This window comes from Photobacterium swingsii, from assembly GCF_024346715.1.
Taxonomy (GTDB): Bacteria; Pseudomonadota; Gammaproteobacteria; order Enterobacterales; family Vibrionaceae; genus Photobacterium; species Photobacterium swingsii.
Genome location: NZ_AP024853.1, coordinates 1,286,495 through 1,304,825 on the forward strand (window position 1 = coordinate 1,286,495; position 18,331 = coordinate 1,304,825).

General features: G+C 42.5%; 16 protein-coding genes. 8 read left to right on the forward strand and 8 right to left on the reverse strand.

What is annotated here, in order from left to right:
* Window positions 1–3: 3 nt before the first annotated feature.
* Window positions 4–2,274: a patatin-like phospholipase family protein gene (locus tag OCU77_RS22940; RefSeq protein WP_053111742.1), complete on the forward strand. Its 2,271-nt coding sequence runs from the start codon at window positions 4–6 to the stop codon at window positions 2,272–2,274.
* A 277-nt stretch (window positions 2,275–2,551) separates the two neighbouring features.
* Window positions 2,552–3,118 carry a sugar O-acetyltransferase gene (locus OCU77_RS22945; protein WP_048897362.1) on the forward strand — a complete coding sequence of 189 codons (567 nt, stop codon included), beginning with the start codon at window positions 2,552–2,554 and terminating at the stop codon, window positions 3,116–3,118.
* A 296-nt stretch (window positions 3,119–3,414) separates the two neighbouring features.
* Here the strand turns inward: OCU77_RS22945 and OCU77_RS22950 are convergent, their stop codons facing one another.
* Complete coding sequence (locus OCU77_RS22950; RefSeq protein ID WP_048897361.1) at window positions 3,415–3,672, reverse strand: hypothetical protein; 258 nt, start codon at window positions 3,670–3,672, stop codon at window positions 3,415–3,417.
* Window positions 3,673–3,972: 300 nt separating this feature from the next.
* On the opposite strand from OCU77_RS22950, the gene OCU77_RS22955 reads away from it, so the two are divergent.
* From OCU77_RS22955 to OCU77_RS22965, 3 genes are all read left to right on the forward strand, one after another.
* Window positions 3,973–4,326: a hypothetical protein gene (locus OCU77_RS22955; protein WP_107302550.1), complete on the forward strand. Its 354-nt coding sequence runs from the start codon at window positions 3,973–3,975 to the stop codon at window positions 4,324–4,326.
* Window positions 4,327–4,692: 366 nt separating this feature from the next.
* A complete protein-coding gene (locus OCU77_RS22960) occupies window positions 4,693–5,238 on the forward strand; it encodes a hypothetical protein (protein ID WP_048897358.1) in 546 nt (181 codons plus the stop codon).
* Between the two features lie 191 nt (window positions 5,239–5,429).
* Window positions 5,430–5,987, forward strand: coding sequence for a 3'-5' exonuclease (locus OCU77_RS22965; protein WP_048897357.1), 558 nt, complete (start codon window positions 5,430–5,432; stop codon window positions 5,985–5,987).
* An 86-nt stretch (window positions 5,988–6,073) separates the two neighbouring features.
* On the opposite strand, the gene OCU77_RS22970 is transcribed toward OCU77_RS22965, so the two are convergent.
* Complete coding sequence (locus OCU77_RS22970) at window positions 6,074–6,430, reverse strand: RidA family protein (protein WP_048897356.1); 357 nt, start codon at window positions 6,428–6,430, stop codon at window positions 6,074–6,076.
* Between the two features lie 646 nt (window positions 6,431–7,076).
* Here OCU77_RS22970 and OCU77_RS22975 point away from each other — a divergent pair.
* Window positions 7,077–8,117, forward strand: a complete 1,041-nt coding sequence (locus OCU77_RS22975) for a porin (RefSeq protein WP_048897355.1) — start codon at window positions 7,077–7,079, stop codon at window positions 8,115–8,117.
* An 89-nt stretch (window positions 8,118–8,206) separates the two neighbouring features.
* On the opposite strand, the gene OCU77_RS22980 is transcribed toward OCU77_RS22975, so the two are convergent.
* The 3 genes from OCU77_RS22980 to OCU77_RS22990 all read right to left on the reverse strand — a co-directional run bounded on the left by OCU77_RS22980 (window position 8,207) and on the right by OCU77_RS22990 (window position 10,210).
* Window positions 8,207–8,740, reverse strand: a complete 534-nt coding sequence (locus OCU77_RS22980) for a chorismate mutase (RefSeq protein ID WP_048897354.1) — start codon at window positions 8,738–8,740, stop codon at window positions 8,207–8,209.
* Between the two features lie 183 nt (window positions 8,741–8,923).
* A complete protein-coding gene (locus OCU77_RS22985; RefSeq protein ID WP_048897353.1) occupies window positions 8,924–9,385 on the reverse strand; it encodes a TetR/AcrR family transcriptional regulator in 462 nt (153 codons plus the stop codon).
* Window positions 9,386–9,595: 210 nt separating this feature from the next.
* Window positions 9,596–10,210 carry a porin family protein gene (locus OCU77_RS22990; RefSeq protein WP_048897352.1) on the reverse strand — a complete coding sequence of 205 codons (615 nt, stop codon included), beginning with the start codon at window positions 10,208–10,210 and terminating at the stop codon, window positions 9,596–9,598.
* Window positions 10,211–10,817: 607 nt separating this feature from the next.
* Between OCU77_RS22990 and OCU77_RS22995 the strand changes: the two genes are divergently transcribed.
* Together OCU77_RS22995 and OCU77_RS23000 are read left to right on the forward strand one after the other, a co-directional pair.
* Entirely contained in the window at window positions 10,818–12,830 is a 2,013-nt protein-coding gene (locus OCU77_RS22995; protein ID WP_048897351.1) for an alkaline phosphatase D family protein, read from the forward strand.
* A complete protein-coding gene (locus OCU77_RS23000) occupies window positions 12,823–13,689 on the forward strand; it encodes a helix-turn-helix domain-containing protein (protein ID WP_107302549.1) in 867 nt (288 codons plus the stop codon). Before OCU77_RS22995 ends, OCU77_RS23000 begins: the two co-directional genes overlap by 8 nt.
* A 158-nt stretch (window positions 13,690–13,847) precedes the next feature.
* Here OCU77_RS23000 and OCU77_RS23005 read toward each other — a convergent pair whose 3' ends face one another.
* The 3 genes from OCU77_RS23005 to OCU77_RS23015 are packed head-to-tail and all read right to left on the reverse strand — an operon-like array spanning window position 13,848 to window position 18,325.
* The gene (locus tag OCU77_RS23005; protein WP_053111739.1) at window positions 13,848–14,435 is read right to left on the reverse strand and encodes an Lcl C-terminal domain-containing protein; all 588 of its coding nucleotides are present in this window, start codon (window positions 14,433–14,435) and stop codon (window positions 13,848–13,850) included.
* A gap of 2 nt (window positions 14,436–14,437) precedes the next feature.
* Window positions 14,438–15,892 (reverse strand): Lcl C-terminal domain-containing protein, encoded by a 1,455-nt coding sequence (locus tag OCU77_RS23010; RefSeq protein ID WP_048897350.1) that lies wholly within the window; start codon window positions 15,890–15,892, stop codon window positions 14,438–14,440.
* 27 nt (window positions 15,893–15,919) lie between these two features.
* Window positions 15,920–18,325 carry a proprotein convertase P-domain-containing protein gene (locus tag OCU77_RS23015; RefSeq protein WP_107302548.1) on the reverse strand — a complete coding sequence of 802 codons (2,406 nt, stop codon included), beginning with the start codon at window positions 18,323–18,325 and terminating at the stop codon, window positions 15,920–15,922.
* Window positions 18,326–18,331 lie beyond the last annotated feature (6 nt).

Below are 18,331 nucleotides of genomic sequence, written 5' to 3' on the forward strand. Positions count from 1 at the left end.
AGTGTGAAGGATAATACAATACGACAACGAGTTAATTTTGCAGCCTGTGCTGTGTTACTGGCGGTTAGTAGCACGGGCTGGGCCGCTGAGCGAGAACAAATCGGTTTAGTGCTCAGTGGAGGGGGAGCGAAAGGCGCTGCTCATATTGGCGTACTTGAAGTATTAGAAGCCAATCGCATCCCTGTTGACATGATCACAGGCACCAGTATGGGCGCTTATGTAGGTGGCATGTACGCAACAGGGCTGACAGCGCAAGAGGTGAAACAAAAAACCTTAGCTGCGAACTGGCAATCCGGTTATGTCGATCGTGCTACTCGCAACGAATTGGTGTTACGGCGTAAACAGCAAAATGATAATTTTCAATTACATACCGATTTAGGGGTGACGCCACAAGGGGAGTTTCGTGTTAAGCCAGGGGCTTTCCAAGGGCAAGGCATGGCAATACTGCTTCGTGGCTTAACCAATAACTTGCCTGTTTTATCTTCTTTTGATGACTTAGTGATCCCTTATCGCAGTGTGGCGACAGACATCGCGAAAGTTGAGCCTGTTGTTATCGATTCTGGAAATCTAGCGACGGCCATGCAAGCCTCAATGACGGTACCTGGTGCATTAACGCCTATTGAGTGGCAAGGGCATCGGTTGGTTGATGGTGGTGTGGTGAACAACATGCCTGTGGATATTGCACAGCAAATGGGGGCAGATGTCATTATTGCGGTCGATTTGCGTGATCCTCTGATGGAAGATGACAAGCTTGGCAGTGCGTTAACGATTATCTCGCAGCTAACTACCTTCATGACCAATAGCAGTGCCGATCGTCAGAAAGCCTTGATGTCAGAAGATGATATTTACCTTCAGCCTGCACTGACATTCATGACAGCTCCTGATTTTGACAAGATGACTCGTGCCTACCTTGCGGGTCGTAAGGTGGCAACGGATGCACTACCTCAATTACTACCACATCAATTATCCGAAGCGGATTACGCGGAGTATGTGCGGCGCAAGCAAGATCGTCGAAGTCAAATGGTGGCAAGATCGGCATATTACATTGATAACATTGTGCTTAAAAACCAAACGGGTCGAAGTGATAAAGCCCTGCTGACGTTATTAGATCTTGATACCAAGCGTGTATTGACTAACCAAGAGCTTGAGCAAGCTGTTAATCGGTTGAATACGCAAGATATTTTTTCCCGAATCACCTACGAGATTAAACAGCAAGATGATGAGACTGTTTTAGTGGTTGATGTGACTGAAAAGTCATGGGGACCGGGGTATTTAAACTTTAAATTTGCGTTTGAAGATGATTTTTCTCAGCGTTCAGACTTCACTTTTGGTGCACAGTATCTCTACACCAACCTCACGGATAAAGGGGGAGAGTGGGTATTTGAGGCTGAATTGGGGAGCTGGAAAGCGTTTAAAACTGAAATTTATTTACCGCTCGATTATGAGCAACGCTACTTTTCGAGTGTCGCACTAGAATTTAATAGTCAGCTGCGTGGTTTTAAACCTGAACAGCTTGATGTTGATTTTAGTATCGATCCTAGTATCAGTAGCCTAGATGGCCTGTATCAGCGTTCTATTCTATCGGCAGAGCTAGGGGTTAACTTAGCACCGTGGAGCGCGCTAAGCCTTGGATACATGGGGCAAACGGGGGATATTACCTTATCCTCGTTTGGCTTAACGGAAGATTTCAATGCTCATGGTCCTTATACCCGATTCGACTTAGATAATTTGGATAATCAGTATTTTCCTACAAGTGGCACGCAAGTGTCGGCTTATTTTAGTGTGATGCAGACGGAGAGCCAGTTTGAAGGCAACAGCACGGAAGATGATGTTTTTGTTTATAACATGAGCTTGATAAAGCCGTTTAATATCGATCGTCATACACTGGTTGGGTTAGGGAAAATTGGTGGTGCTGATTCAAAAGAATTTTTACCTGTCTTTGCGCAAGACCTTGGCGGTCTATTTAACTTATCGGGTTACCACAAGTATGAGTTGAACGGGCGTTACAGTGCGCTAGGGGCGTTAATTTACCGTTATCAGTTGCTCGACAATGATTTTGGCGCGTTTTCGACGCCAGTTTACATTGGCGGTTCTTTTGAAAAAGGTGGGGTTTGGAATGAGTACAGCCAAATTTCAGCAAGCAGTATGATCACAGCAGGGAGCGTCTTTGTGGGGGTTGATTCAGTGTTAGGGCCTGTCTACCTTGCTTACGGCAATGCTGAAGGTGGTGAGAGCTCGGTGTATTTAACCCTAGGAAGCGTGATTCAACAATGATTAGATACAGCGCCAAATAAATGAAAAGCTAAGCAAGCTATGCTTAGCTTTTTTATTTCCTTTAATTTCCGTTTCTTCTTCTCTTTCCCTCAAGATGAAGTATCTTCTCAAGGCTTTTCCCTAGCCTATTTAGGTTTTCTACTGCGCTAGTACGCTTCACCTTCACACCAAGTGTGACTCTTACAGCTATTTTTGTTCTTTATTCTGCTGATCACTTCCGTTTAGCTGGAAACACTTGATAATGCGTGAGTTACACCTTTAACAAGACAGAGATGCAATGAAAACTGAAAAAGAAAAAATGCTCACGGGTGATATTTATCAAGCATTTGAGCCTGAATTAGTCGCTGAGCGTGAGCGTGCAAAAGCAATTTGCTTCACATTAAACCAAACGTGTCCTACTGATCGGGAAGGGCGTCAAACCCTGATCCACCAGCTACTTGCCTTAGAAGAAACAGTTGAAACCGATGCGTGGATAGAATCGCCATTTAATTGTGACTATGGCTATAACATCAAAGTAGGGAAAGGTTTTTACGCGAATCATGGTTGCACCATACTTGATGGCGCGCCAGTCACCTTTGGTGATGATTGCTTATTAGCACCGAGTGTCGTAATTGCAACCGCTGGGCATCCACTTAATCCAACCGAGCGTGCCAGTGGTGATGAGTTTGCTAAGGCGATCACTATAGGTAACTGTGTTTGGTTAGGTGCGAACGTTACTGTGTGCCCTGGTGTAACGATTGGTGACAATGTGGTGGTTGGCGCTGGGAGCGTTGTTACGAAAGATTTACCAGCAAATACCGTGTGTGTTGGTGCACCCGCTAAGCCTGTACGTGCTATTGACTGATGAATAGTATTGGAAGAGCGTCCCGATGAGCACTCCCGTTTCCATGCTGTGATTCAAAAGCGGAGGGATTGATCACTGCCTTGATCATCTTTCCGTTGCTAGTGGCTATTGTTTCAGATTGGACCGGCTTAGTGACAGCGGTGATCCTGCTTTGCTTGTTTAGATGCCACTGTTATGTCTAAGTACAAAACGATAACGCAGTAAATTATGGGGGAGCCTGTAATATAGCCTGTTGTTTCTCTGCACTGATACTCCTTGTCGATGCTTGTAGCATGACAAGGAAAAGAGGGGGAGGATTAGAATAATAACTCAACCGCGTAAATGACCTCATCAGGTTGGCAATTTAGGTATAAAGGTTTGAATGTTTCAGATTTTTTATATAATCGTTCAATATCATTGTATTCAATGCTCCCGCTATTTCTTAACGAATAGAACTTTAATATTTCACTCGCTCTTTTTACATCTAATGGAAAAACGCTCATAATATCATAAGTGCTTATTTTTCCTGATTTATCTATTATTGCTTCTATAAATTTATCATGATAAATAGCCATATAACCGCCTTTTATTAAACGAGAAAATTCATGTTTTGATTAAAAATGTGATTTGTTTAATTTTTGCTTTGTTATCATTGTTTAAATAACAATATAATTAATGAATTTAACTTATACGCCTCATCGTGCTGAATAATAAAGCTACATTGTATCTATCTTTGTTATTTATTCAATAAACAAATTTAACTGAAATCTATATTATTTAAAATCAATGGTTGAATTATTTTTGGTTTAAAAGGATTATATATTTATCCCATTAAATTTATTTACTATAACAATATATTTAAGAGGTTTAAAAATATGGAATTCACACATATTTCTGACTTAAAAGGGCTATCAGGTGAGGCCAAGGCGTTCATTGCCTACTTCATTGAGCAAGACTTGCCCGAGATCTATGAAAACTTAGGGTTCGTTGAATGTAATATGCCTATTGGAAGTAAGAGCATTAAGTACAAAGCGGCATTCAATAACGATCTTGATGGCCGTCTTGAGTACTGGATTGTCTTCAACACTTATGGTGCTGTGGGGTTAGCTAAAAGACTGACCTACGATGATAATTTTGAAACGACTTTTGTTCACTTCAACCTCAAGCATGATAGAGATAGCTTTATTAACGATACGATCGCAAAAATGCCTATGGTAATCATCCATTAAGCTAAAAGCCCTTGTTATGAACGTCTGTCGAGTAAAAGACAAAAGAACATATTTTTTAGAGTCGCTATGGGATTATTCTTCAAAAATATGTTCTTAAATTTCAATAAGAAAAGGCACTTTATATTGAAGTCAATATACCTTTTGATGCTTGTAATAACGGCTTTATGTTCACTTTCTATATTACTGAACGAGAGCGATTTAAAAAATAAAATTGGAATGGTTATAGAAGAACTTAATACGGATGAAGTTGGAGTTGTAACCACTCAAAAATAAATATTGTTCGTCAATAAACACCTTACTATCAATCTAAATCAGAGAGAGCCTGTAGTTACTGACTGCCTGCATCTACTTAGGTATGGAGATACAATGAGAACGAATATATCGGCATTTAAACTCATCGAGGCAATGATTAAAAAATATGGGAAAGTGAAACGCAATAATATAATGGATGCATTTTCTCTTTCTATACTAGAGTGCAATAAGATAATCAGGTGCTACGAAGATCTTACTGACTATAAGCTCGTATATGATGATTTATGCGGAGAATACTCACTGAATATTGATGGCTACTTTCATACTATGTTCTTGAATGATGACCCTGGTATGTTCATAAGATCGGTTGAGCTCGTTTGTGGAAAAACGATGATTGTTAATGATGAAGAATATGAGACATATAAGTTTCAAATAGTAGTGGTAAATTTTAATGAGAATACGGATCAAGAACTGATAAGAATTTCGGAGATATTAATTGAATATGGCTGCGATGACGTAACCATAGGCGTGATATATGGAGAGCTTTATCTAGACTTTGTAAGAAAAGACGTATGCTATGACATGGCTGTCACACGAGCCTCAAGCCAGATCAACGCTGTCTATGGACTACGCTGTATTAAGGCTGAACGGCTAGAGTAATGGCGTATAAGGTGCATTTTCTCTGTTCAACACACCAAAGAAGAATAAAGCAGGCCGCTGTTTGCTCTTGCTTAGGTTATCTAACCCACAGGCACTTTTTAATGGTACGAGTATTCGCTATCGGTAAGCTGATGTTAAATGCATAAAATGGTATGCTAGCGGGCTGTTAGTTGCTCCATGCTGGAAAGATAATGAATTATAACCGAATCGTTTGTTTTGACCTTGAAATGTGTTGCTGGAATGATGAGCGTAAAGCCCGAACAGGTGAAATCATAGAGATCGGTGTCGCTGAATTAGATCTCCAGAGTGGCGATATTGTGCGCCGTGCCCAGCATTACGTTTTGCCTGAGCATGATGAAGTCTCTTATTTCTGCACCGAATTGACAGGCATTAAACCAGAGGTGATTGCCAAAAATGGTAAGCCATTGGCCACAATATTAAAGTCAATTGAACAGAAGTTTGGTGGGCGTCATAAAATTTACGCCGCTTGGGGCCATGACGATCAGATTTTGCGGGCGGAATGTGAAGCGAAAGGGTTGAAAGTGCCTTTCGAAGAGTACCTCAATATTGCGACGCTATTTCGCATGCAGCCACATGTAAAGAAAAAGCGCTGTGGACAGCGTACCGCGATGGAAATTGCAGGTATTGAATGGGAAGGTCGCCAGCATTCTGGTTATGTCGATGCGTTCAATTTAGCACGCTTAACTAAAACACTCTTCATACCGGGTCAAGATACAGATACAGAGTAATACTTGTTTAGCGAGTGCTACCAAACTCAAAAAAGAGGCCACTGATATTGTATCAGTGGCCTCTTTTTTATGCTAAATCGAGAAGATTACTCTGCTTTAAGCGCTGCAGTCACAATCAACTCTACTTTTAATTCTGGGCGAGCAAGTTTTGCTTCACCGCAAGCACGTGCTGGTGCATCGCCTTCAGGCATCCAGTTGTCCCATACTTCATTCATTTCTTGGAAGTCGGCCATATCAGCTAGCCAAACAATCACTTGTAGCATGTGGTGTTTATCACTGCCTGCTTCATTTAATAAGGTCTCAACACGGCGTAGTGCTTCTTTTGTTTGATCTGCTACGCTCTCACCCGCAATACCAACTTGACCACATAAATAAACCGTATCGCCATGTTTAACAATCTTGCTCATGCGTTGGTTAGTTTGTTCACGTTGAATTGTTGTCATTATTTTGCCTTTATTCTTTTCGTATATTGCTACTGTAACAACGATATAAATTCGTATCGTCGTCAATTGTTTGTTTGATGTTATACCAGTAGAGCAGCTTGTTGCAATGCTAATGTGACCTCTGTCCTCGTGTTTAGCTTCTTGCTAAGGACGGACCGTCTCGATCTAAAAAGGGATAAAGTAAGCTAATTTGGAATATTTGTTGAATAGATATGTGAGCTTCATAGTTTAACGAAAATAAAAAGTTCAAAAATTTTGTTAATTATCTAGAACAAAAAAGCATATCGAAGGGCTTTTATTTTATAAAAAGCAATTAGACCACCATGAATTATTATGTGTTATTTTGTGGTTTTATATTCTTTGTTGTTGTTTTTTATGTGCTTGGTTGAAGTCTTGTTTTATGGGGTTTTGTGCTTTGAATTCTTATTTTTTTGTGTGTTTATTGTTCATTATTGCTGAATAAATGTTGCGAGTTTAGTGTTGGTGAAACTGTACATTTTGTTCAGTTTATATTTTGGTTTGTTAATAATCTGTGATTTTGTTGTGCTGTTTGCTGTTGTCTCAGCATTTTTTTCCTGATAGTTTTTTGTCAGCAGATTCAGGAAAGAATGTGCAATTAAGGACAATAATAATACAGGATAGTATGATGAAAAAAACACTACTAGCAGTAGCAATCCCTTCTCTTCTTGTTGCAAACATGGCATCAGCGGCAGAAATTTATAAGTCAGACGAAGGATCCGTCGACTTTTACGGTCAACTACGTACCGAATTGAAAAAAAGTGAAGATAAAGAAGTCACGCTTGGGGCTGGCTCTTCTCGTGCAGGTGTTTCGGCACAGTACACAGTCGCTGAAGGCGTTGATGTATTTGGTAAAGTTGAATTTGGCCTACAAGGCAAAGGCGACTACGTAATGAAAAACCGCCTACACATTGCAGGTGTAGCAACAGATTTTGGTAAGTTCTCTTTTGGTCGCCAATGGGTAGTATCGGATGATGTATGGGGTGCTGATTACTCTTACTTCTTCGGTGGTACAGGTCTTCGCCATGCAACACTATCTGGCGCACGTCACGACTCACTAATCAAATATAACTACGACGGTGAAAGCTTCTGGGTTGCTGCCAACTACGGCCTTGATCAAGATGATTCAAATCAAGAGCTGGCTGAATTGTACGCGGGTACTAGCATTGCTGGTTTTAACCTACACGTAGGTGGTGGTCAAAACCGCGATAAGTCATTTGAAGTGACATTGGCAGACAAATCAAAATCTAAGCATGATCTTCAAAATACTTACTTTGAAGGTACTGTTGAGTACACATTTGGCGCAGCACTAATCGGCTTTACTTATTACAATGCAACGCTTGATGAAAAAGATACTGCAGACAAAATTAAAGAAAACGCTTATAGCTTAGGTGCGACATACGGTTGGGCTGATAATGCGACAGCATACACTGGCTTTGAATATGTTACGCAGAAAGCTGATGACAGTACGCTTGAAGATGGTAAAGGTAAAAACTTCTACCTAGGCTCTGATTACCACCTAAATAGCTGGGCACGCGTTTATGCTGAATACAGCTATGCAGACGGTGATACGTTAGGTTTCACTAACAAAGCATCTGATTCTTTCGTCGGTATTGCATCAGCAGACGGTGAGAGCCGCTATGCAATTGGTGCTCGTGTTTACTGGTAATATGTAGCAACCACTGAGTCTTTTCTTTTTACCCAGCCTGATAATTTAGGCTGGGTTTTTTAATGCTGAAAATTATTAAACGATTGTAACTAGCTGTTGTTCTTAATTTCCATTAACGAAAGGAAAAGCATTTGCTTGTCACGAGCGGTAACGTATTTTACGGTAATCGCGCTATTGAATGTGTCGAAATCATCAGGCGTGAATTCGCCATTTTCTTTTACATAATCTGCTAGTTGCTGGGTGATTTTAGCCCCGAGTGTGATTAAGGCTGGGCGAATTTCAGTTTGAAGATCGCGGGGATGGCGCTCTGCTGGTTGTGATAGCCAGTCTGCACGATGGCGGTATTGGATTGCTTTTGCGACAGCAATTTGTGCTTTAAAAAAGCTTTCTACTTGCTCGGGTTTCAGTCCTTTTTCTGCAGCTGCTGCCTTGGCTTTATCGACAACCATGACTTCACGAGCGGAATCTTCAATGGCTTTGTGGTTCAAGGCTTTGAATAAGGCAACATCTTCCATGTAACTTAATCGTTGATTGATAGTATTAAAAAGGTCTTGGGAGGTTGGGCTTGCGTGTGCTGTCATGGAAATAAATGTAAAACAAAGTAAGGTGATTAACTTACGCATGGTAATGACTCCAATAGGGGGGATAAAGGAGTACGTTTTAACATGCTGTGTTTGGTGTTGAACCTGTTATTTAGCGTGGTTCGGTGTTTTTTGCTACAGGTCACACTTTTTAAATCTTTGATATTAATTGAATAAATATCAAATACACCCTATATGGGTGTTATAGATAAATGGTGTTAACTATCACGAGCAACAGCCAGATTTACCGCCTGACTTTGCGCAATGTACAACGGCGTAGCCTATGGCCATTAAAATATGATCTTCTGGGTTTTCATCATCCCCACCAATTAGCTCAATTAATCCGGCAACGCCTTCTTTTTCGTTGCATAAGGCATTGGCGTGTGCGATCACGTTCCGAAAATAGCTATCGTTATCGATGGCGTCTTTCCAACTATCAAAGAATTTCTTACCACTGGTGAAGTCGAGCTTATCTGTAATCACTTTTTTCAGCATCGGCTTGAGTGCATCAAGTAATTCTGATTTCTTCTTGAAATGGGCATTGATACCAGAGCGACTCACTTTGGCGGCTTGGGCTATTTTAGTGAAGGTTAACGCATCATTACCCTGTTCAACTAATAACGAAAAAGATGCATCGATGATTTTTTGGCGGGTCTGTGCCGCAACTTCCTGGCTAACGCGTGGCATAATTATCCTCCTCTAACAAGCTAAGAGCGCAATTCTACACGAAAGTATAGGGTAGGTGCGAAATGAAGAATGCTTTAGATACAATTACTTCAATAGGGTAGGCTGCTAAGCGATCTTGTTTCTTAACCTGCCTGAAGATTTACTTATCGAGGTATTACAGCGCAGATGTGTTCAACGGAAGAAGCTGAACACACAGCGCTGTCGCTGTTATCAGAACTTGTAGTTAACGATGAGTGAGAAGGTATCGAGATCGAGATCTTGGTACTCAGGTACATCCACCGACGAAAATTTGTATTCTGCTGCTAGTACAAAGTGCTTATTAAATGTTGCTCTAACACCTGTACCAATGGCAAATGCATATTCACTCTCATCAAAGTTTTCGTTCCCTAAGTCGGTAACAACATTAATGCGTTCAACACCAACGAGACCATAGGGTTTTATAGCAAAGTTGTTTTTACCAATCAGGGTATAACCGATATCTGAGTATAGCCCCCATGTTGAAATTTCAACGTCACCAGGAAGTTTTGATGGGTTCTGAATATTGTCGTTATCGAAGGTTGCATTCGAGTAGCGAGCTGATACGCCAAAAATCTTGTTGATGTCGTACCCTGCTTCAATGACATAGCCTGTTGCGTCGTCAAGTAGATCATCTGAGTCGTGATTTAGTACGCCGGCGCCCACTCGAAACCCTGAAATATCAGCGTTGGAGAGTGTTGCTGGGTGGCTTTCGCTTTGTGTCGCTATAGTGTCAGTTGCTGTGCTTTCTGCGGCAACTGAAAACGACATTAATAATGGTAAAGTGGCTGCTAAAAATTGCTTTTTCATGAATTAACCTTATTCCTTAAAAGACACAACTCGCTAAGCGTTCATATTGTGTTTTCGGATAATTATTATTTTTCAATATATTAGTTGTAGCATTAATCAGAGAGAATGAAAAAACACGCTTTTTTAAATAAGTGAATGTTGTCACATTGATAAGGTTTTTTTTGCACCATGACATTTAAACCCTGTTGTATGTATGGCTATCCATCTGATTTTATTGTCTTTGAATTGAAGCTATTGGCTTAACTTAGCGCCATGAATGCGACGGTTTTTCCTCGGTTAATACCTTGCTTATGTACTTCTTTTTATCATTATCAGCAGCGTTATATTGAGATTATCATATCTAATCTGATTGTGAGTTTGATTCCGTTTTCATCGTTAGAACTCACCATCATATTCTGCTGGTCAATGGATTCTATCAACCTAATTTGAAAAATAAAAGATAGTATCTTTTATTTTTTTGTGCGCACTGATCGTGGCGGTGTGCGATAACGATGAGAATACAATGATGACACTGATATTCGAGGCAATAAAAGCTATGATGCTCAGTGTATTGGGTGCGATAGTAAATGAAATATAACAATGAAAAGAGTGAGTGAAGGTGAAAACTATGGTTCAGGTTATTGATGGTTTTTTTTCTAAGGATCTGGAGACAGAATTACCATTACTACTGGCAGGACCGATCTTACGTAAGGTAACAGCCTCACATATTTCTATTTGGTTGGTGAGTTCTGAAGCGTTGGAGGCTAGATTTTCGCTATCTATCAAGGGAGCTTCTGAGTCTTTTTTTCAGGCTGATGTGCTTGCTGAGCATCAAATTCAAATTGGCAGCAATGCGTGGGTGGTGCATGCACAGTTTTCAGGGTGTTTTCCAACCGACACCGCATTGCAATACCAGCTGGCCACCCAGCAAGGTGATATTACAGCCTTAATGCCTTCTTTACTGTATCGTGATGAATCAGCGCTGACATTTAGCATTAAACCACGTGCAGATTATGTTTTGCATGGCTCTTGTCGCAACCCTCACCACCCAAGTCAAGACAGCTTAGTAGCGGCCGATGACAAAGTGGCAGCGCAAGCCGTTAGCGAGCGTCCTTCGCTCTTAATGATGAGCGGTGATCAAATATATGCAGATCATGTTGCTGGACCAACGCTTGATGCGATAGAGCAAGTGATTAAGCTATTGGGTTTATCGAATGAGCGTCTTCCTGCTGGCTGCGAAAGTGAATTTGTGACGGCGCAAGATATTTTTAACAGCCCTCACCATTTTTATGGTCGCGATAAGTTACTGCCTCACTATACCAGTGATCTTGATAGTGTCGATCAGACGGATTCATTTTTTAGGCGTCTGAAAGCGCGACTACCTAAGCGTCAGTTACCTGTTTTTAGCTCTCGTGAAAGTGAAAACCACTTGATCACCTTTGCTGAATATTTTGCGATGTATTTATTGGTATGGTCACCACAGCTCTGGCGCTTGGTTAATACTAACCGTTTAGCAGAACAAAATTTTAAAGTTAATGGTCAAACGCTTAGTGCGAAATGGCAGCAAGTCTGGCATGAAGAGAAAAAACACCTTGATGCGTTTGTCGCGGGTTTACCGCAAGTTCAGCGCTTAATGGCCCATATTCCTACTTATATGATTTTTGATGATCATGATGTCACTGATGATTGGAATTTAACCGTTGGCTGGGAAAAAGCGGCTTTTGATAGCTTGCTGGCCCGACGTGTGATTGGTAATGGGCTGATAAGTTATTGGTTATGTCAGGGCTGGGGGAATGCCCCTGAGCATTTTGATGATAGTTTCATTGCGTTAGCAAGGTGCTATTTTTCCCAGCCATCTGCCGCACACCAAGATGCGTTCATCGCTCATCTTTATCGCTTTGAACAATGGCATTACACCATAGAAACCCAGCCTAAAATGTTGGTGTTAGACACGCGTACACGGCGTTGGCGTTCGGAATCGAGAATGAATAAACCGTCGGGCTTAATGGATTGGGAAGCCTTGATAGAGATGCAACAAGCGATGCTGAATGAACCTGCGGTGATCATTGTCTCTGCAGCACCTATGTTTGGGGTGAAGTTTATTGAGACACTGCAACGCGGTATGACCTGGCTTGGCCAACCTTTGCTAATTGATGCTGAAAACTGGATGGCGCACCCCGGTTCGGCAAATACTTTATTGAGTATTTTCACTCATACTAAAACCCCCACCAATTTTGTGATCTTGTCGGGTGATGTCCATTACTCATTTGCTTACGACATCAAGCTCCGTTTTCGTCGTTCGAGTCCGAATATTTTTCAGATCACCTCTAGCGGAATTAAAAATGAGTTTCCTAATCGGTTACTGCGGGTCTGCGATACGATGGATCGCCTACTCTATAGTCCAAGATCGCCCCTAAATTGGTTAACAAAGCGGAAGCGTCTTAAGATCTTTAAACGTGATCCCGATACCCATGGCCATGATCGTTTGATTAATCGTAGCGCGATTGGTGAGTTGCGGTTAGCTGAAGACGGTAGTCCAAGTCATATTTCGATCCTTACCGCGAAAGGTGAGGTGATTGCTTTTCCCCCTATAGAGAAATTAGTGCCATCAAGTCTATCGAGTCATCAGCAATATGATTAATTGGAAATATCCACCAAAGCGTTCATTAGCTGCTCAGTATGTTGAGTGTTATTGGTGTATTGAAAAAAAACAAGGTGATGATAGTCATCCCTTTCCAAAGTTAACCCCAGATCCGACGGCGCATTTGATCATAGCGCCGGTGTTGCAGGGGTATCAGTATGCAAATGAATCGGTGTCTTTTGAGGGGCAGGGAAGCCACTGGTTGTTTCCTCATTGCCAGACATTCCAAGTTGATCACACGGATGCATTTATTTTGCTAGGGGTTAAGTTTCATACTGGGGCTTTGTATGCGTTGGATATGTCGCCGCATCAGGTTGAGTTAGAGCATGTTATGGAAGTAGATATCAGTAGATTTCTCGACTTGAACCGTCATGAGTGTGTTTCTGATGCGAAAGGGCAGGATTTCTCACACGAACTTTTACGATTAGCGAAAGACGCACCTGAAACATGCTGCGATGCGCTAGAAGGTGTACTACTGTCTTGGCTAAATCAAGCGCATTCAGATAAGCACAGCCTACTGACGTGTAAAGCGTTACCACTGTTGCCAACGATGCCAATTTCACAATTAGGGGCGCAACTGCATTGCTCACAGCGTACATTAGAGCGTAGCTTTGTTCGTGTTACAGGCTTAACACTGAAACAGTATCAGTCGATGAATCGGCTTGATTTGCTACTTGAGTCTTTATACCGTCGAGGCAATGCTGATATAGACTGGGCGGAAGTGGCACTGGAATTTGGTTTTAGCGATCAACCGCATTTGATCCGTTATTTAAAAAGCACGATAGGGAAGACGCCTGGGGAGTATGCGAAGGTGCGTGATTTGACCATAGATATTTATGGTGGGGTAGAATATTCCTAAGCTATTCAGTGTGAGTTACGGCTTTTATTTGTTCAGACTTTCAATGCACTTTCGCTTATGCGACTGATCTAATTACGACTTATCTAAAGATGATAAGGTCGGTTCAAATCAACCTGATGATTTGAACCGACAATAGCGCAGAGACTATACCTACCCTATTATTTATCGCTCACTAAGATCACGCCAAGCTTATAGTCGGTTGAGCCGAATTTATTGGTAAGGCCATCAGCGAGTCCCAAAGCAAATACATTCCCTATTGATGCTCGTGCTGGTGTTGAACTCCACGCGGTACTTTCTATCGATTCGAAATTAAAATTAAGTGGGAAAAAGCGTTTATTTAACGCTGGTGATATACAACTGGATTCACGCAGTGACTGCAGTTCTTTAATATTCGGTAAGCGCCACTCTTGACGGCCACCGAACTGGTGCAGTGGATCGGATTTATCATTATTAATAATCTCCGTTCGCTGTAGCGCAGCTTGCCAGTACATCCCTGTCGGTTTGCCGTCGCAAATATTATTGGTTTTGTTCCATGTTTGGCCTAGGGTACAGCGATTCCATACTAAATCGGTACGTAAATCGGTAACTGTGCCATCTTGGTTGTCTTTAAAGCGAACATCGGGCGCAGATTTGGTTAAGTTGATATCACACTCTTGTGTTGCAGCGATTGCACTTGATGCTGTTAACGCAAAAAGCGCAGTGATTAGGGTATGGCTTAATGCTTTTTTGGTCATTGTCTTTTTCATTGTTATTTTCCTTGGCTAACCATACGTACGTTCATTTTTGTTGGGTAATCACACTCGGCGTTTGCTTGCTTACACAGGTTTTGAACGCCTGAGTCGCCTAAACTATCGCTAACTTGATCCAAATAGTTGTACACATGCATGTCTTTAGGTTGGTAAGCAGCGTGCATAAAGCTGGAAGACCAGTACCAGCCATAGCCTTCATAACCTGCTTCAGTATTAGGGAAGTAATGGGTATTTAACCCAATAAGATTGCCATCGGCATCTTTTGCGGTTGAGCCAAAGTCGAGCAAATCAAATTGTTCGTTGAGCGTCGGCAAGCGCCATGTGTTGATGCCACAAAGTTGTTCTTTGTTGACCATGTCCTGATATTGCTCTGTGGTATTGATACCTGATTTATTGGTCTTCTGGGCGTATTTGATGTCTTCACTGTGCGGTTGAACGCCCCCTTTGATCTGTAAGGCGAATTCATTTTTCTTCCAGCGAGGTGATTTAGGGTCGTTGGATTTCACTTCCCAAACAAGCTTAGTGCGCTCATCACGAACACAGCTCCATTCGGTTGCATTATCGGGTAATGCCTTACCTTTGGCATCTAGCTTAGTCAATTTAAAACCATTGCCAGAGTGGCTATTTTTGTCTGTGGCATCAAAGCCAATATTGGCATCTTGCAATGGGAAGCCTGCAGCTGGGGTATCGGTAAGTACTGCACCATTAAAAAATTGCGTGACACCGGTATCATTGCCCACTAAGCGCGGCATGCTTTTCTGTTCCAGCTGATTCACTGTGTCTGCGAGTGTTTGCTCGGTGAGATTTTCTGCCTGAATAAACGCTTTTTGCTGTGGCAGTTCTTTTGCTAGCGTTGCGATCACACGGCTACGTTGATCAGCTTTGGCACTGGCAGACAGTAACTGGATGTTCTTATCAATCGTCGCCAAGCGAGGATCACCAAGGTTGGCTAACAAATCACTGCTGGTGGTAACACCGATTTTTTCTAACTTGGCTTTCACATCACGTGCAGCTTCATGAGGGTTTAAACCATGACCCATATTCGCACTGATCAAGGTGCTGATACCGTTAATAATGTGGCCACTTTCTTTTTGCAGTGGTGGCGCTGCTAATACTACGGTGTTGTTGGTATAGGCTTTACTTTGGTTATCTGCCGCGTTGAGGGTTGAGACAGCAAGAATACGCGCATGCAAAATATCTTTGTTCATGCTAGCGATGTTAAACAAACCACTTTTGGCTGTTGTGGTTGGTTCACTGGGGTTACAGATCCAGTCTTCCGTTAAGTCGACACATACAGTGATATCTTGCGCTAGATAGTTGGATTGTACCTCGCCACTCAGTGTGTAATTCAGCTTCGAATCGGGACCCGTTGTGTTGCTGGCTTTATTGTCTGAGCCACCATTACAACCAGCAAGTAACGTCGCTATGGTGAGTGTGAGTAAGGTTTTTTTCATGATAATAGTTTCTCTATAAAAATTGAATTAACGCTTAAATGAACGACGTTTAGCTGATCTTGCTTTGGTGTATCCCAATTGCAGCATTGCAAGTAGGGTTAGCCAAAGGGCACTGCCCCCTCCGCCACTATTGTTATTAGGTTGTGGTTGTGGCTTTGGATCTGGTTTATTTGGTGAAGCTTTACACTGATAGTTCTGAATGTGCGTGACGCCAAAATCGATCAATTGGCCGCTATTACCCACGGCGATATCACTAATTTCTAGTCGCCAAGCACCTGCCATCCGACTGCCCAGTAGTGGTTTAAGTTGTGGGTAATCGGCTAAGCGATACACGGTTTGTTTGCTGTTTTGGTAATAAGCTTGGTGATCGTGCAAAATCACTTGCTGGCCATCTGGTGCGATCAGCGTGACTTTCAATTCGCGGTGATCAGGGTGTGAAATGTGAGTGATAACGGCGAAATCATTGCCGACAGACTCTTGATCGCCTGTATTAAAGTAAGTGGCATAGGTAAGCCCTTTGCGCATAGGTTGCAGGGGGCTTGTGCCTTTTTTAGCGTCAAGAACTTCTTGATTCAGTGTTTTAGGGGCTTCGGCAAACTTAGGTAGACCAAATACGAAACCTTGTTCAAAACTAACGTGTTGCATCCGTTGCTTTTTGTCGAAGCTGAAGGAAGCATCAAGTGTTAAGTTAATACGCTGGCCGCATTGTGGTTGAGCGTTAAGAGGGAAGTTAACGGTTTGGCTTTTTCCTGCTTTTAGGCTTGATGGTTGATCGGCTGTAGCCAAGGTTTGTGACCCTGATTGCCCCGAAACCGATACATGTCCGCTCAGTGTCATATCCCGTGTGGTTGGGTTGTAGATGACAGCGTTTACTTGCCCTTTGCTGGTGGCGTTATTGGGGGTTGCTGTTGTTGCTAACCCTGTATCGATGAATTGCGGGTTTGGCGCTAGGATCAGTGCGGTTGGAAGCAAGTTGTGGTGATTGAAATGACGACGCAAAATCGCGCTATATTCATGATTTGGGTAGAGGCTTTGCGCCGCATCTAAAATACTTTGCGCGGCATGGTGCATTTTAGCGCCACGGCCTAAACCATAGAGGCCTTCAAGAATAATCCTGTTCATTGCCTCGAACGCATCGGCATTGTAGGTCGCGACAGCTTCTTTCAGGGCTTGGAATAGTGGCGTTGACCAGAGCTGATCAGACAAGGTGCCATTAACAGAAATATGCGCTTGGTATTCAGCGGATGGGTAGTAGCGAGCCGCTTTGTCATTGAGAGAACGAGTCCCGCCACTTTTGCCGCCAAAATGACCATCAAAGTTGAATACTGTGTCTAGTTCAAAGCTTGTACCTTGCTGATATTGAGTACGGTAAGTCGACATGCCTGCCCAGTAATCGCCAAAACCTTCACCAATCCCACTGGTGTCTCCATACGCCCAGTCAGGCACGATAAAGTAATTTATCGTGTGGCCGAACTCATGCAGGATCACGTCAGCATCAAGGCTATCGGGAGATCCCCCCATACCCAATGACAGTAGGTTGATATCGTTTAAGTACTTAGAGTTATTCTCATTCGAGCCTTGCGCATCAAATTGAACCGTTTGGTTGAATAGATGGTTAAAGCCAAGCCCTTCTACATAGCGTAGTGAGTGATCAATATGGTAGAACGCCATCACATCGTAAAAGTAGTTATGCACCGCTGATTTATCCGCCGTTGATGCTTGTGTGACATCAATATTGGTGAGTGCGTCTGGTGCAAAACTGAGGTGGCCTTGCTGCGGCTGCTGCTCTGCCTTATCTGCTATCCCTTCGGGTAAGTTCACGATGTCGACAGCAACAACCTTGTCGTTGGCCAATACACACTGTGGGTTAGCCGTAGTACTACACAGCACAGGCATAGTCACTGTCTGATAGGTCGCTGGTAAGGTGTAATGTTCAAAATCACCGTCTGTTGGGATCGGTGCTTGGTTCATCGTACGCGGATCGGGATTGTAGACTTGGGTTGTCACTGGCACCGTTTTCGCGTGTGCAGGAATAGCGGGTTTAGTGATATCAAAATTGGTACGAGGTTGCTCGATCGTGCCATCACATTGGCCCGTTAATGCATCGAGCTGTGCGTAGACGCGTTGCACTTTTTGATCTTTATCTACGGTCAGTACCAAGGTCTTGTGGCAGTTTTTACCTTGATTGTCGATAACATCAAAATTGTAGTGCGTTGCCATCAAGCTGGTGCGTTGATAGCGAGCCGATAGATCGCTGATAACTGTGTTGGGCTTATCTTGGAAATAATTAAGCAAGAATTGTTTCGCTTGAACACTATCACTAACGATAGTTTCATTGGCTGGGTAGATAAGCTCTGCGGCAACACCTTGTTGGCTCGCGGCCAACAAGGTGAATAAGCATAATGTGGTTTTGTTGAATCGAAGCGCTTTCATCAGTCA